General features: G+C 57.3%; 10 protein-coding genes. 8 read left to right on the top strand and 2 right to left on the bottom strand.

Translation table 11 applies throughout. The features are described 5' to 3' along the window. Positions 1-347: 347 nt before the first annotated feature. The 6 genes from ACGY09_RS24650 (at position 348) to ACGY09_RS24675 (ending at position 5490) form a co-directional block, all read left to right on the top strand. Positions 348-1142: a carbon-nitrogen hydrolase family protein gene (locus ACGY09_RS24650; RefSeq protein WP_397569836.1), complete on the top strand. Its 795-nt coding sequence runs from the start codon at positions 348-350 to the stop codon at positions 1140-1142. Positions 1143-1350: 208 nt separating this feature from the next. Beyond that, entirely contained in the window at positions 1351-2865 is a 1515-nt protein-coding gene (locus ACGY09_RS24655) for a substrate-binding domain-containing protein (protein ID WP_397569837.1), read from the top strand. Next, positions 2858-3703, top strand: coding sequence for an ABC transporter permease (locus ACGY09_RS24660; RefSeq protein ID WP_397569838.1), 846 nt, complete (start codon positions 2858-2860; stop codon positions 3701-3703). Before ACGY09_RS24655 ends, ACGY09_RS24660 begins: the two co-directional genes overlap by 8 nt. Then, entirely contained in the window at positions 3700-4401 is a 702-nt protein-coding gene (locus ACGY09_RS24665) for an ABC transporter ATP-binding protein (RefSeq protein WP_373652315.1), read from the top strand. Before ACGY09_RS24660 ends, ACGY09_RS24665 begins: the two co-directional genes overlap by 4 nt. Then, a complete protein-coding gene (locus ACGY09_RS24670) occupies positions 4398-4682 on the top strand; it encodes a MoaD/ThiS family protein (protein WP_373652314.1) in 285 nt (94 codons plus the stop codon). The genes ACGY09_RS24665 and ACGY09_RS24670 overlap by 4 nt, the downstream gene beginning before the upstream one ends. A 1-nt stretch (position 4683) precedes the next feature. Continuing rightward, the gene (locus tag ACGY09_RS24675) at positions 4684-5490 is read left to right on the top strand and encodes a ThiF family adenylyltransferase (RefSeq protein WP_373652313.1); all 807 of its coding nucleotides are present in this window, start codon (positions 4684-4686) and stop codon (positions 5488-5490) included. Between the two features lie 137 nt (positions 5491-5627). Here ACGY09_RS24675 and ACGY09_RS24680 read toward each other — a convergent pair whose 3' ends face one another. Next, positions 5628-6830 carry a hypothetical protein gene (locus ACGY09_RS24680; protein ID WP_397569839.1) on the bottom strand — a complete coding sequence of 401 codons (1203 nt, stop codon included), beginning with the start codon at positions 6828-6830 and terminating at the stop codon, positions 5628-5630. A 77-nt stretch (positions 6831-6907) separates the two neighbouring features. Then, the gene (locus tag ACGY09_RS24685; RefSeq protein WP_397569840.1) at positions 6908-11266 is read right to left on the bottom strand and encodes a PQQ-binding-like beta-propeller repeat protein; all 4359 of its coding nucleotides are present in this window, start codon (positions 11264-11266) and stop codon (positions 6908-6910) included. A 255-nt stretch (positions 11267-11521) separates the two neighbouring features. Here ACGY09_RS24685 and ACGY09_RS24690 point away from each other — a divergent pair, with 255 nt between their 5' ends. Together ACGY09_RS24690 and ACGY09_RS24695 are read left to right on the top strand one after the other, a co-directional pair. Then, positions 11522-13258: a hypothetical protein gene (locus tag ACGY09_RS24690; RefSeq protein WP_397569841.1), complete on the top strand. Its 1737-nt coding sequence runs from the start codon at positions 11522-11524 to the stop codon at positions 13256-13258. A gap of 186 nt (positions 13259-13444) precedes the next feature. After that, positions 13445-15709, top strand: coding sequence for an RNA polymerase sigma factor (locus ACGY09_RS24695; protein ID WP_397569842.1), 2265 nt, complete (start codon positions 13445-13447; stop codon positions 15707-15709). Positions 15710-15737 lie beyond the last annotated feature (28 nt).

A 15737-nucleotide genomic window follows, 5' to 3' on the forward strand; every position in this document is an offset into this window, starting at 1 on the left:
GAATCGAAAGGGAATCGCTCAATCTGAGCGAAATGGAGTAACGTCGACTGCAGATATGAGGATTGGCAATGGATTGAACCACGCAGCCGAGGATTCAACACGCGACTAAATCAAAAAGCGGTGAAAAGCGGAAAACTGAGCGCCGATTGGGAAAAAATCACACGCTCGGAGCGACAGCATTACTGACGCTAAGGGGCGAAGCGCAGGTGGGGTGGCTACCCTGCTTGGTCAGGGACGCTTAAGATTGATGGAACGCTGAGGTTTCGTTGTGAGACGGACGAAGCGTGACGCTCTTGCGCGGGGGCTGATCGGGGGATGGTGTGGGATCTTCTGCGAGGGACGTCATCATGTTTTCACGCTGCGTTGCTGTTGCGCAAACGACTCCTGTAAAGGGGGATGTGGCCGCGAATGTCGAGGAACATCTGTTACTGGCACAATTGGCCGTCGATGAAGGGGCGGATATTGTCCTGTTCCCGGAATTGTCGCTGACCGGATATGAGCTCGCTTTGGGAGAGTCGCTGGCGTTCGAAGAGAACGATGCGCGGTTGGCAGCATTGGTGGATCTGGCAGAGCGATCGGGAACGCGGCTGGTGGTGGGGGCTCCGATCAGACTTGAGCAGAAGCTTTACGTGGGAGCTTTCATCATACTCCCTGATCGTTCCGTCGAGATTTACACGAAGCATCGGCTGGGGACTTTTCCCTCCAGTTCCGTCTGCGACAGTCTGACGGGTGAAATTCCACCTCCCGAGCCGAATCACTTTCAACCGGGCGACCGGAATCCTTTGATTCCCTTCAACGAGACCGTCGCAGCAGTCGCGATCTGCGCTGACATTGGGCGTCCTGAACATCCTCAGCGGGCGGCAGAGCGGCAGGCCAATCTGTATCTGGCGAGCATGTTTGTCATTCCTTCCGACTTCGCGGGGGATATCGCAAAGCTGGCTCGGTATGCGAAGCAGTATCGAATGATGGTTGCACTGGCAAACTATGGTGGACCATCGGGTGGTTTGAAATCGGCGGGTCGCAGTGGCATCTGGTCTTCCACGGGAGAATTGCTGGTCCAGTTGGAGGAAGCTGGCTCTGGGGTTGCCGTTGTCCGTGAATCCCCCGACAAGCTGCATGTCCGGGCGATCATGCGGAAGTAAGACGCGGCAAGTCAGTCTGTCGGCTTCCAGTCCATTCCGCAGCGATGCCTCGCGTGTGAAATTCCTGCCAGGTTATGGACAAACTTTGATGAAGGCTCGCACTGGCTTCCAGAAGCGTTGTCCTGTGAAGCAGCGGGACTTATGCTAGGGGTCTCTTACGAAAAATTCTTCCTGAGATGCTCTGTTCAGAAAGCAATGAGGTGCCGCGTTGAAGCCGTTCGCCGTGTTGGCTGCATCCGCGGCCCTGCTGGGATTGCTCGTCTTGAGTCTGCTGGAACGGCCACAGCAAACTCGGGAGAGTGATGGATCGGCTGCAGGCAAACAACCTCTGATGGTGTACTGCGCGGCCAGCAACAAAAGCGTGATGGAGGCCATTCGCAAGGACTACGAAAGTGAGTTTGGCAGGGCGGTCGAAGTTCAATACGGCCCCTCTCAAACGCTGCTCGCTTCGCTCAGTGTCTCGAAGACCGGCGACCTTTTTCTGCCGGCTGATGTGAGCTTTCTTGAACTGGCGAAAGAACAGCAGCTTGTCTCCAGCGAGTCACCTCTGGCAGAGATGCAAGCCGTCGCCGCGGTCTCCAAGGGAAATCCCAAAGGAATCCAGAGTCTCGACGATCTGTTACGCGACGAAGTTCGAATCGCTCAAGGTAACCCCGAAGGGACTGCGATTGGCAAGTTGACCAGAGAGATTCTTATCGAATCCAACCGCTGGGACGAACTCAACAAGCAAACAACCGTTTTCAAAACGACCATTCATGAAGTGGCCAGCGACGTGAAGATCGGCGCTGTCGATGCGGGAATCGTCTTCGACGCTGTTCTGCATGACTATGACACGCTGGAAGCGGTCACGATTCCGGAACTGACGGCCGTTCGATCGCGCATTGGAATTGCCGTTTTGAATTCCAGTTCCCAGCCTCAGCAGGCGGCTCATTTTGTTCGGTACATGAGTGCACGGGACAAGGGCCAGCTTCGTTATCGTGAGTTCGGGTTTCAGGTGGCCGATGGCGATTTGTGGAATGAGCAGCCTGAACTGACCCTCTATGCGGGGTCCATGCTGCGACCTGCGATTGAGGAAACAATCGCGGCATTTGAGAAGCACGAAGGGGTCCGTGTGACCCGAGTCTACAACGGTTGCGGAATCCTCGTGGCACAGATGAAAGCCGGGCAGGTTCCCGACGCCTATTTTGCCTGTGACGTGGAGTTCATGAATCAGGTGAAGGAGCTTTTTCCCACTTCAGAAGCGGTCTCACAAAACGAACTGGTGATTCTCGTGCAGAAAGGGAATCCCCACGGGATCAAGTCGCTGAAAGACCTGGCCAAGTCCAGATTGCGAGTGGGAATCGGCCATGAAAAGCAGTGTGCCATGGGTTGGATTACACAGCGAACGTTTGCCGAAAGTGGGTTGCAGTCAGAACTGATGAAGAATGTCGTCGTGCAGACGCCGACGGGGGACATGCTGGTTAATCAGATGCGAACCGGGTCGCTCGACGCCGCCGTGGCCTACTTGAGTAACGCGGCCGGATCGGCCGATTTTCTGGACGCGATTCGAATCGAGGGGATCCCCTGCTCGATCGCCACGCAGCCTTATGGAGTTGCCAGGGAATCAGCACAACGACAGCTCAGCGAACGTCTCCTTCAGGCCATTCGCGCCGAATCATCGAAGCAGAAGTTCGCCAACGAAGGATTCCGCTGGTTGAATCAGGGGCAGGCGACGAATGATTGAGTCGCACGGTCCGGCTTCAACGGTTCAGAAACATCGGGCTCGTTCGGACGTCCCTTTCCTGACGGTGATGAGTGGTTTTGGCGGCAGCTATCTGGTGCTCGTCATTGCCATGCTGGCGGCCGACATTGCGTATACCTCTCCAGCACACTTTTCGCAGGCTCTCGCCAAGCCCGAGATTCGTTCGGCGATTCGACTCACGCTAATCTCCTGCACGATTTCCGCGCTGCTTTCGGTCTGGGTGGCGACGCCGCTGGGGTATCTGCTGTCGCGATTTCAGTTTCGCGGCCGCTGGATCATCGACACCTTGATCGATGTTCCGGTCGTGTTGCCGCCGCTGGTCATTGGACTGAGCTTGTTAATTTTGTTCCACATCCCTCAGGAAGGGGGAAATCTGGAACAATGGTTTCAGGAACGTCTGGGACTCAGGATCACTTACTCGCAGCCGGCTGTCGTACTGGCTCAGTTCGCCGTAGCGTGCGCTTTTGCCGTGCAGACGATGCGAATCACGTTCGACCAGATTGACCCCCGTGCTGAACTCGTGGCTCTGACCTTAGGGTGTCGTCGGAGCCAGGCTTTTTTTCTCGTGGTGCTACCGCAAGCGTGGAGAGGCCTGATCGCTGCATTCACGATTGCCTGGGCTCGGTCGCTGGGAGAATTTGGACCCATCCTCGTCTTTGCCGGCGCGACACGCATGCGGACAGAAGTCTTGTCGACAACAGTCTTCCTCGAACTGAGCGTCGGTCAGCTTGAGGCGGCGGTCGCAGTCTCGCTGCTGATGGTCGTCGCGTCCGTTCTAGTCTTGGGGCTTGTCCGCTGGCTTGGTGCGGGGTGGCGATGATCGAACTGATCGATGTCACAATCCGCTCAGGACCGTTTCAACTGAGCCACGTCAACCTGACTGTGGAGAGTGGACGTTACGGAATCCTCATGGGGGGAACCGGCCAGGGGAAAACAACACTGCTGGAAGCGATCTGTGGGCTCAGACAGGTGACCGCCGGCAAGGTGGTGATCTGCGGTGACGAGATGACGAAGTGGAAGTCAGCCAATCGCGGGATTGGCTATGTTCCTCAGGATCTGGCGTTGTTTCCGACGATGACTGTCCGGGAACATCTGGAGTTTGCCCTGCGGATTCGCCGAATGGATCCTGTGACCATTCGCCAACGCGTACACGATTTGTCGGAGGTACTGGGAATCAAAGGTCTACTTGATCGACGTACGCAGCATCTGAGTGGCGGCGAAGGTCAGCGGGTGGCGCTTGGACGTGCTCTCGCGTTTCAGCCTCAGGTGCTGCTGCTCGATGAACCGCTGAACGCACTGGATGAACAGACACGTAACCGACTCTGCGACTTGCTTCGATCTCTACAGCGCGAACGTCAGTTGACCGTGCTGCACATTACGCACAGCCGGGCGGAAGCGGTCGCTCTCGCCGATCAATTGTTCGTGATGGAAGCGAACCAGATTACCGAACGGCCCTTATCGAATCTGACGGGGCCAGGACCGGTCGCAGCCGATCGTCCCGAAGGAGGATCGCAATGAGAGTGCGGGTTGAATTTGCCGCTCAACTGCGGTCGGTGACGGATTGTAAAGAAGACTGCATCGAGATGGTCGATGGGGGGACTGTCGGACAGCTCGTTGCTCACCTGGGTGAAAAGTACGGCAATCCGGTACGAGCGTATCTGCTGAATCCGGCAGGTGAGCTCCAGCGCAGTCTTCTGGTCATTGTGAATGGCGTAGCACATTCGAGCGGACAGGCCGGGGCGGTATGTTTGGCGGACCAGGACTGCATTGAGTTCCTTCCGCCGATCGGTGGGGGGTGAGATGACGGACGAATTGCCGGATCTGACTCCGGAAGAAGAAGACCGCTACGCATGGCAATTCGACGTGCGTGACTTCGGACGTGAAGGGCAGCGTCGATTGAAGGGGGCGACCGTGCTGATCTCGCGCGTGGGTGGCGTGGGTGGTGCTGTTGCCCTTCAATTGGCCGCAGCGGGGATCGGGCGGCTGATTCTGGCACATGGGGGTAATCTGCGTCGGAATGATCTCAATCGTCAGACTCTCATGACGACAGACTGGATCGATCGTCCTCGAGTCGAGTCCGCTCGGGACCGACTTTTGGCGCTCAATCCCAATGTGCAGATCGATATGGTCGATCAGAACATCTCGGAAACGAATGCTGCTGAACTCGTCAGTCGATGCGACATCGTCGTGAGTTCAGCTCCGCTCTTCAGCGAACGCCTGTTGATGAATCAAGAAGCGGTGCGGCAGCGAAAGCCTCTTGTTGACAGTGCGATGTACGAACTCGAAGGGCAGCTCACCACTGTCATTCCCGGCGAGACGGCTTGCCTGGAATGCCTCTATCCCGAAGCACCACCGATGTGGAAACGCCAGTTTCCCGTCTTCAGCGCGGTCTCCGCGACGGTGGGAGCGCTGGCCGCGATGGAAGTGATCAAAGTCATCACCGGTGTGGGGGAATCTCTGGCGGGACGGCTGTTGCTGTTCGATCTGCGTGAGATGAGATTCCGGACCTTGCCGATCGAAAGGCGGCAAGACTGTGTTCAGTGCAGGGCATTGTGCGGGACCGATCATTCCAGAGGGACGACAGCCGGAACCAGTGACGATCTCTGAAATTCAGGCCGGTCTGCTTGGAGCGATGACCAAATTCGATCCCCCGAGGTCGTCACAGGCGTTCTTCAAAAGAGAACTTTTGGTCGATGAACACCAAAGGGACGCGAGATCCGTGCTGGATGAGGGGCCGTACCGGACTAACCGCGGTGGAACTGTGCTGACACGATCCCCGCGATTAGCAAGACCCCTCCCGCCAGAATGAGGATTTGAGTGATTCCGAATTGTGTCCGGCGGGACGTCGCGGGGGTTTGGTTCTGGTCCGCGCTCGCGATTGGGATTTTGACCTCAGGCGGGGTCGTGTCGACCGAAGTTGCCTCGCCCTTCGCAGAACCGGGAGGGATGGGAACCAGCTCTGCTTCCTTGGGTGCCTTTCCGAGGTGATCCAGGCCGGCCGTGGCGGGGAGTTTGGCCCATGAAAGTAACTGCCGCCAGTCGGCCGTGATCAGCAGGTCAAAACCCGGATTCAGTTCTTTCACCTGGCACGAGCACGCTCCCGCCAGAAAAGCGGCTGAGCTGCGAATCGTATCGGACGCAATTCCCGCTCCCACCAAAGGAAGAAGCGCTCGACACCGTCCGAACACCGGGAAAACCATCGGTTCGTTGAGCGTCGCGAGGTCCGGTTCGCAACTTTGCAGCAGAGCAATGAAATCCTGCTCGGCAGGATCGTCTCGTCGAATGCGGATGAGCGAAAACTCGACTCGCACCGGCGGACCGTCCTGAATGATGTCCTCTGGCGAATCTGTCAGCTCGGGAAGCGTCAGAGTCCGAGTCAATTCGGCGAGCTCCTGTTCGAGCGTTGCCGCCGCGACATCGTCCTGTGCCGGGTCGCCACTGTCGATCAGCACCCAGACGGCCGTCTGACCATCAGCAAGCTTTTGGAGCAGGCTCTGCCGGACGGATGAATCCAGGAGCGTTGCGAGGGTCGAAGCATGGAGGTTGCCGATCCAGATGGGCTGATCCATCTCGAGGTAGGCGGGAAGCTGAACGACAAGACTCGTTTCGTCCGTCCCTGCGGGAGCCCCAGGATTCAGTCTGGAGGCAGCGTCCAGCAGTCGCTTTTCATCCAGGTTTGACGAGTCATCCAGATCAACGGTGCGGATGGACAGATTGACGCGTCGCCCTTCGAACTGACTTTGCAGGAATGCCAACTGGCTCTGATCTTCGGTCGACAGAGGACCGCGATGAAAGACAACTCCCCGATAGGCGTCGGGAGCCCAGTGTTCCAGGGCATAACGGAAGACGGGGACGTTACAGGCCCAAGCAAGGGACCATGGTGCGGTGACTGCCAGCAGGAAGCACAAAGCGACTCGCGGAACGAGTAATCCGGGTGAGGTTTTCATTGGACGCGTATCCGTTTCGATCACGATTTTCTCAGACTGCGGGATGGTCACCGCCCCATTCGGTCAGGAACTTGCGTTCATTGTTCCAGCCGGTGGAGTTCGATACCCGAGACCAGGGGTCGTCCGTGTTGGGAAATGAACATCAACTCGAGCCAGTCGCCTAGCAGGACGCGATCGAATGTCTTGACGATGCTCTTCGGGGCGGTTCCTCCCAGCTGGATGTTGTCGATTCGCCCCTGTCCCGGAATCTCAACATCGAACTGACGGAATTCCTTCGGTGCACTTTCCGGGACGCCGAAGTGCAGCCGAACCCGGTAGGGGTCGAGTCGTGCCGCAGCATCATCGACGGGAGCGACCTCATCGGCATCGACAACTAGTCGAGCGGCCCCCGTGGCGTCGCGACTGCGAACCGTTGCCACCGTCCGCTGTCCCTGACCCCTGATCACGAAGACGATCGAATTCCCGGGCTGCCAGCTCTCTTGACTGATGACCTCGCGAATGAGAGGCGTGAGGTCAGGGCTCTGTTGAGCGGACCCTGCGGTACTCAGTTTCCAGGCCTCCGGGCTCCAGCGAATTTCGGATGAGGTGAGTCTCCGCGCGGAGAGGTTATTCTTCTCAGCCGTGAACCGGGCCGCGTGACCCGCTGCCTCAGCACGAATGACGAATTCGGCCGGCTCTTCAACGGCGGCGCGCGAACTGAATTGAATGTGCGCTGATCGAATTGCCGAGTCACGTGCGAGCCGGATGCCATTGAAACGGAATCCGACGAGTTGCGGTTCCGCTGTGGTTCCCGCGAGTTCTGCTGTGCCGCTGTCAAGATCGACGGCACCACTCGTTATCGATTCGCGGGCGTCGTCGTCGGCGTGCTCAACAGGGATTCCTGTCTGCAGCTTGTGAAGCGGCTGGGCCTTCAGGCTGAGGCGAAGTGACTGCATCCCTTCCACGCCTGACGACGCGACCCAGGGAATGGTGGCGGACGACTTGGTACTGGGGTGATCCTGAAAGAACCTCGATTCTCCATCGACTTCGAGACTCAGGTTGGGGGAATCTCCTGCAACGGGAGGATACTCCAACCAGTCAAGTCCGTGCTGGTCGCGTCGGTCGCCCGGGGCTCCCAGGTTAATTCCCAGTTGCTGTACCCGGCCAGCCTGCGGATCGAGCACCAGCAGATTGTTGACAGACCACATATCGATATCGGGCATGTGGACAAGCGCCAGCGAAGTCTGATTCTGATAACTGCAACTGCACGTTCTCGTGTAGTCTGGCGCGTTGAGAACTCCGTCAGCCACAATCAGGTTGGCCGTACATCCCGAGCGGAATCCACCGAAATTTCCGGTGCCTGCTTCATTCAAAAGGTCATAAAATGCAGCGGAGCCCGACCGGAACGTGAGCATGTTTTCGCTGGCGATAATGGAGTTACAGCCGTAAGCCCGTTTGACGCTCCAGGGGCGAAGCTCACCCGTAAGCGGGCTTTTGTTCATTTTCTGTGAGCCATCCGCCAGATAGTAAGCACCGGCAGAATCGGTGTAGGAGACGGCATTGGTGATGATCAAATCATTGTGCAGGACACAGGGACCGGAATACTTGAGCCCCTCTTTTTTCCAGACAGTTTCGCCTGTGCGGCCCTGGTAGACGGCCATCCCCTGCCCCACTTCGGCAGTCAGTCGGTCGCTTCCCGCCGCCCCTGCCTGCAGCAGCAGGTCCCGTTTCTCGGAATAACCCAGCCACGTCCCGAAGACTTCTTTTCCGGGCAGTGTCCACGCTTCCTGACCGGTCTTTGCATCGAAGGCGACGATTCGGTACGTGTCCGGATTGGACTTCCCGCGTCGCTTCAGAAACTCTTCGACGGGTTTGGGATTCTTGTCGAGAGCGAAAACCAATCCGTTTCCAGCCACGATGCCGTTGTGCCAGAAGCTATGTGCAGCGTCAATTTTCCAGAGCTGTTCGCCTGAATGGCGGTCGAATCCGACGAGTGACATACTTGCCGCGCGGTCGAGACTTTTCGCTCCAAACACCGCGCGCTTGGGGTCCGCCTTGTCAGGTTCGAGCTCATGTCGCTTCTGGTATTGGGCGAAGCCAACGCCCCCAATCAGCACGTCTTCGTAGACGCCGATGAAGCCCCACTCGTGGGGCTGGTTCGGATCCTGCTGAGGGAGCGTGATCGTGGTCAGATCTTCACCCGTGGCGGGATCGAGGACATGGCAGGTGACCCCCTCGACGATGTAGATCCTGTCTGCGGTCACGACAAAATTCGTTCCCCGCGCATTGGCACCCGGAATATGAATCTGGTTGTACGACGGATCGAGCGGTGTCTCTTGGTACGTTTCGTCGAAGTAGACATCCTTTGTCCCAAGATTCTCGAAGTTGCGGTGCCAGAGTTTGCGGCCGGTGTAAACATCGCGGGCAGAGAGCGAATTGATTCCCTCAATGAACAAACGGCCGCCGACCACTTGTTCGGTCGGGCCGTGTCCATGACGCGGAAGCACGTCTTCGTGATTGGATCCGCCAAACCAGAGCACGCCGAGGGGCAACTTGACTCGCTGGTCAGAGGATTTATTCGTGTTCCCGATATCGCCATTCTGATGTGTCCATGTTCCTGACCCGGGAAGTGCCCCGACTCGCCGAACCACGATGCCATGTTCGGCCCTTTCGATCTCGGCCGACTCCAGCTCCAATGCCGCAACGTGCTGGATAAGTTGTTCCCGGTCAGCCGCAGGGACGAGCATGTACATTACCCCGCCATAAGGGCGTATTGAATCGTAGAGCCGCGCGAGCAATTCTGGAGTTGAGCAGAGTGCAGGAGTCAATTCGGCACCGACAAAAAGCATGTTGGCCAGGTACGGTGGAGAGAGAAACTCGGCAGGAGTGGAACGTCGAACCGTCACCCGACCAAGAATCCCTGCTTTATCGAAGTGCCGACGCAGCCGGTCGACTCGGTCCTGCTCTGGATCAATCACCGACAATTCAACGAACGGCGACTCACTGGCGACAGCGGTGACGAGCGCTTCGTCAGCGGCACCCAGCCACAACGAATAGCCTTCCGCCGCCCCGGCGTTCAAGACGCTCTTTGTCGTTCCCGCAGCCTCGTCTGAGACCTCCAACGTGGTGAAGGTTTCTTCCTGGACCGCTTCAGTGGGAGTAGAGGTGTTTCCGAACGCGTAGAGGTGTCCTTCGAGGGTGACAGCGATCAGCGTTTCATTTGCCGCAACCAGTCGAACCACGCTTCCGGGAACGGAGGTTGTCCACGCGATCATTGCCTCGGTTCCGGTTTGCGGCAGCTGGATGGCAGTCAATTCTGTGCGGACTTCGGCGCCCGGATGTTCTGACGGCTTGCCGGCCGCATAGAGACGATCGCCGGCGAGAATCAGATCCCCGCGACCGTCTGCCGCAATCTGCCAGAGAGACTCTTTGCTGCGACTGTCAAACGCGCGGATAAGGGGCGCGGTGTCTTTCTCGAGCACCGCATAAATGCGATCACCGGCGAGCACCGGTTCATCCGGCAGGAAGGCCGTCTTGACGCCGGTCTGCAACGAGAATTCGCGTGTCCCCTTCAATCGAGTGTGTACGAACCATGACTCTTCGTTCGCAGCCACGAAAGAACCACCGGTCCCCTTGCCTCCCGCTGCCAGTTCAAAATACAGAAACTTCCCCGTGTGACGATTAAAGGCGGCGGGGACAGAACGGCCCCCGGGAATCAGCAGCACATCCTGCGTCGCGACGAGCGACCCCTGCGGTGCGACACCGGCGAACGAAGGGGCTCCATGTGGCTGAAGGATATACTGTGCACCCGATTCATCATTGACCCATTCGACTTCACCGGTTTCCGCATCCAGTGAGTAGATAAACGTTCCCATGAACGGCCAGATACTGGCGGCGAAGTAGAGATGCCCGTCTCGCAAGACCGGGCCACCCCGCATGGGCCACATCGAGATCAGACGCTGGTTGCCCAGAATCTGTCGACCATTGGGTCCCCCCCGAAATCGCCAATGCAAGGAACCATCCTCGGCATTGACGCAATACATGTGACCGTCGTCACTGGCGAAATAGACACGGTTGTTCCAGGCGACTGGCGCGAGGCGAATGGGGCCGTCTGCGTAGAAGGTCCATGATTCTGCTCCCGTTTTGAGGTCGTATGCGACGACTTTGTCTCGATCGTTGAACGCCAGAAACAGACGACCCCCCATGACAATCGGTTCAAAAAAACGATCGAACGTCATGAGGTCCAGGTTGAGAGGATCATCCCACGTCTGCTTGCGGGGAGAAAATTTTCGCGACCAGATCTGCTTGAGTCCGTCGGGCAGCGACTCGGGAGCCGCCGCACTGCGCGTTGAGTCATACCGCCACATCGGCCAGTCCGCAGCCTCGACCGTCATTCCTGAAAGCAGCAGACAAACACAGGCCAAGAGGGAACGGCCGCAGTTCAAAAACCGATTCATCGTCTGGTGGCTCCTGGCCATGGCAAGTTCGAGAACCTCTCGAACAATCCTATCCGTTCAAAAGGCAACTTCATTCCGTACAACTTTACCGTCACACAATTTTTTGAATACGCTGACGCGATGAAGAAGTGACGAATGACTGCTCAAAAATTCATGAAGCTTTCACCTGGGCAGATTCCTCGACGGGGGCGAGTCTGTCTGAGACATTCGTGCTGTCAACCTTGATTACGGTATCGCAGAAGAGATGAGGCATCCATGTCACTCCGTTCCTCCTGGTTCCTGACGAGAAGTCTGCTGCTGTCGACGTGCATTCTGGCAGCAGCATCGATCTCCGCACAGCCACAGCAGACGCAATCTTCCGCAACCGCCGATCATCCCGATTCATTACCGGGGCGGCCTTATGCGGCCGTGGGTGCCAATTTTTACCCCGGATTTGATGGCTACGCACGAGCCGTGACAACCTCGTCACCCGAAGCGCAGCGCTGGTTCAATCAGGGAATTCAGCTTCTCTATGGGTACAATCATGACGAAGCGATTCGCTCGTTTGAAAAAGCGACCGAGATCGATCCGTCCTGTGCCATGGGCTGGTGGGGTTCCGCCTATGCCCGGGGGCTGCACATCAACAATCCCGTGATGGGGGAAGAACAAAGCAGGCTGGCGTATGAGGCGGCCCAAAAGGGGCTGCTCGCCCTGGACGACGAGACCCCTGGTGAGGTGGCTCTGGTTCGTGCGGTGGCTCAGCGGTACGCCTGGCCCGTTCCCGAGGATCGTACGCCACTTGATCAGGCGTACGCTGATGCCATGGAACGGGCCTGGCATCAGTTTGCTGACGATCCCGACATCGGTGTGCTCTTTGCCGAAGCGCTGATGAATCTTCAGCCGTGGGACCTCTGGACGACAAAAGCCGCTCCGAAAGGTCGGGCACTGGAAATTGTGGGCATCCTCGAACGAGCACTGGCGAAGATGCCCCACCACCCCGGTGCCAATCACCTTTATATCCATGCCATTGAAGCTTCACCCTGGCCTGAACGCGGGACCGCCGCGGCCGATCGTCTGCTGCATCTGGTCCCCGGATCGGGGCATCTGGTCCACATGCCTTCGCATATCTACATCCGTACGGGCCGCTACGCCGACGCCGTCGAATCCAATGAACGAGCCATCCAGGCGGATGAAGTTTACTTCCGGCTCGCACCCCCACCCGATTTCTACAGTGCCTACTTCCTGCACAACATTCATTTTCTTTCCTATGCCGCCATGATGGAGGGGCGGTATCAGATTGCGATCGACGCGGCACGCAAAATTGAGAAGCAGGTCCCGCATGAGTTCCTGAAAAAATACGTCACCCGTGTCGACGGACTGATGCCGACCGCCCTGCACGTACTGATTCGGTTCGGAAAATGGAACGAAATCCTTGACGAACCCGAGCCCCAGGAATGGCGACTCTTCAGTCGGGCCGAGCGGCATTACGCCCGCAGCCTCGCCCTGACAGCGCTGGGAAGGCTGAACGAATCACGCGAAGAGCTGCGGTTGTTCGATGTCGTGGCCGAACAGATCAATGATGAATGGCTCGTCGGCAACAACCCGGCAAAGGACGTCCTCGTCATTGCCCGCAAGATGGCGGAAGGCGAACTGGCGTTTCGCGAAGGAAGGCGAGATGAGGCATTTGCCCTGTTAAGAGACGCGGTCGCGCTGGAAGAAGAATTGCGGTACGACGAACCTCCCGGTTGGATGCAGCCTGTGCGGCACGCGCTGGGAGCACTGTTGCTGGCCGATAATCGGCCCGCCGAAGCGGAACACGTATATCAGGCCGATCTCCTGCGGCATCCTGAAAACGCCTGGTCGTTGCTGGGCCTGCAGCAGTCACTCGGACGGCAGGGCCGAACCGAACTTGCTGATGCCCTGGGGGAACGGGTGAAGCGAGCGTGGGGGCGGGCCGACGTCAAACCGGTTGCCAGTTGCTACTGCCATCCGGATGCCCTGCTTCAACAGTAGATCGGGCAGAGCCGCTTCTGCCGTGCCGAATTGTCATTTCTACTTGTCGCGTTGCGTCGAGGTTCGTGCATTTCCAAAAACGAGACCTCGCTGATTTCGAGTGCATAAAGCCTGCCCGAGTGGTTCCTTTGATTGCAGAGATCGTTTGTCCGAGACAGCCGTAAATTTTGCAGTTGAAGAGAAAGCATGATTGACGAACCCTCTGTACCGAGCGATTGCAATACCGACATCAGCGACCATTTATTGCTGAACCGATACACCCGCTCCGGTTCTCCTGAACCCTTCCTCCACCTGATGCGTCGCCATATGGGGCTGGTTTACGGGACGTGTCTGCGAATCACCGCGAACGTTCACGACGCTGAGGACATCTCACAAGAGTGTTTCTTTGACCTGGCCCGTCAAGCGGCGGAAATACGAACGTCCGTCGTGGGGTGGCTGCATCAGGCCGCCACGAATCGCGCACTGAACCGACTTCGCAGCGACAAACGGCGTCAGCACCATGAATACTCCAGCTGTCTGCAAAAAACGAGTCCCTCAGAAAGCACGGACTCGACACCGACGGAGGCATCGTGGAGCGAACTCTCCCCGGTCGTCGATGAAGTGCTGAGTAAGCTGCCAGAACAACTTCGTTCACCAATCCTGATGCACTATTTGGAAGGATCGACTCAAGGCGAAATCGCGAACCTGCTGGGGGTGAATCAATCAACGATTTCTCGGCGACTGAATATCGGGATCGAACGCCTGAGAGATGAGCTTCGACGGATGGGAATCGTCGTACCCACGGCGACGCTGCTGTCCTGGCTTTGCGCTTCAACCGATGTCGCGGCATCGCCTGCCTTGACCGCATCGATTTCCAAAATCGGCCTGATGGGGGTCGGGACATCGACGATTTCGGCGACCGGTGGATGGTCAGTGCTCTCATCGCTCTATTCGATCATGAAAGCGACCATCGCGTTACTGTTTCTTCCGGTTGTGGCAGGTGTCTACTGGGGCGAGCTCGCCTTTTTGATTGTCTTGGCGCTTTGGTGCGCCTACCTTGGCTGGCGTCGGCCAGAATGGGTTCGCATTCTCTGTTTCACTCGACAAGATCCCAATATCTACGAGTGGCCATTCTTTCCATTCTCAAGCTGGAATTGGGCATCACCGCCGCCCGAATGGCGGATTTGGATGACATATCACTTTGTCATTGGAATAGAACTGCTTGGGCTGACAATGCTTCCCATCGGGATCCGATTGTGGATTCTGCCGATCGCGGGTGCATTGTGGCATCTCTTCATGGCGATACGGATTTGGTGGCAAGTTCGCCAATGTCGACAGGCACCGCCCGTCGAGTCGCAATTGCCGATCCCGCCCGTCGATGGCGCGCTCTTGTTAACTTATACATTTGTCGGGCTGCTGCTGTTCGCAAAGCTCTGTTCGTCACCGTGGCTTTTCTCTCGAGCGGCCGACAGTACGGACTGGTTCTGGATGTCCGTGGGATGTCTTATCACCTGGGTAACTCTCCTGATTGGGATCGCAGTTCTTGTGATCTGCCGTTACCAATCCTGGCTCAACCAAGGCGCTGTTGATCCTGTGGTGATACAGCGGATGAGAGAACTGGAACCGCCCCGTTGGGTTCTTTGCGCCATGTTGGGAATTCCCTTGCTGGCGGCCTTATCAGTCACGTTTGTCGTGCTGATGCTCGACGTGACGCCTGTGGTGGTTCCGTTCGGTGACAACGTCGTGAGCGTAATTCGACGGACGATGTTCTTCGCCAATCTGTTCGCACTGGACTTGATTGCTTTAGGGGTACTGCCCCTCGCCTATCTTCGGCACCGAATTCCGAAAATCCTCTGGGGGGTGGCAGCGGGATCGATGGGATTGATCGGAATGCTGCACATGGGACTCTTCTCAAAAACGGTATTCTCTGTTCCTGAGATCAGGGCTCAGGTCTATTATCACAAGCCTCCCCGGCTGGAGTTTTCCAAGTCGGAATTTGCACTTTGGGCTCCACCCAATCTGCTCGAGAATGATTCGTTGAAACCAGAGAACCCCTACTTAGGTTCGAACCTGACACTCGAAGTCAGGCATGCTGTTCCCTCCACGATTTCCATCGAATTCGGCAGTCATCAAGTCCGGCTTCAGTCGCCAGTCTTGGACCGCCATAGACTGGCTGAAACCACTGCCCTTGTGATGATCGTACCTCATGATTTTCGGAGCGGAGTTCCTTCTCAACTGCAGGTGACGTTCATCCTTGTCGGTGCGAACAGGTCCCAGCAAATGAAGCAGTTTCTCTTGCCGCTACCGAAGGACATGACCGCAATCGAGTGGAATGAGCAGTTTCGGTTTTGCGATTTCCGCGAGGAAAGCGCTCACCCGATTTCCGCAGCCGTACAACTCGGCACCATCCAGGGCGAGCCACTCATCGTCAACGTTCTGGCCGACAGTCCGCTTACTCAGCCAGCTCCCTGATTCTACCATCGATTCCAAGACCGCCGGA

It is taken from the genome of Schlesneria sphaerica, from assembly GCF_044336245.1.
Classification (GTDB): Bacteria; Planctomycetota; Planctomycetia; order Planctomycetales; family Planctomycetaceae; genus Schlesneria; species Schlesneria sphaerica.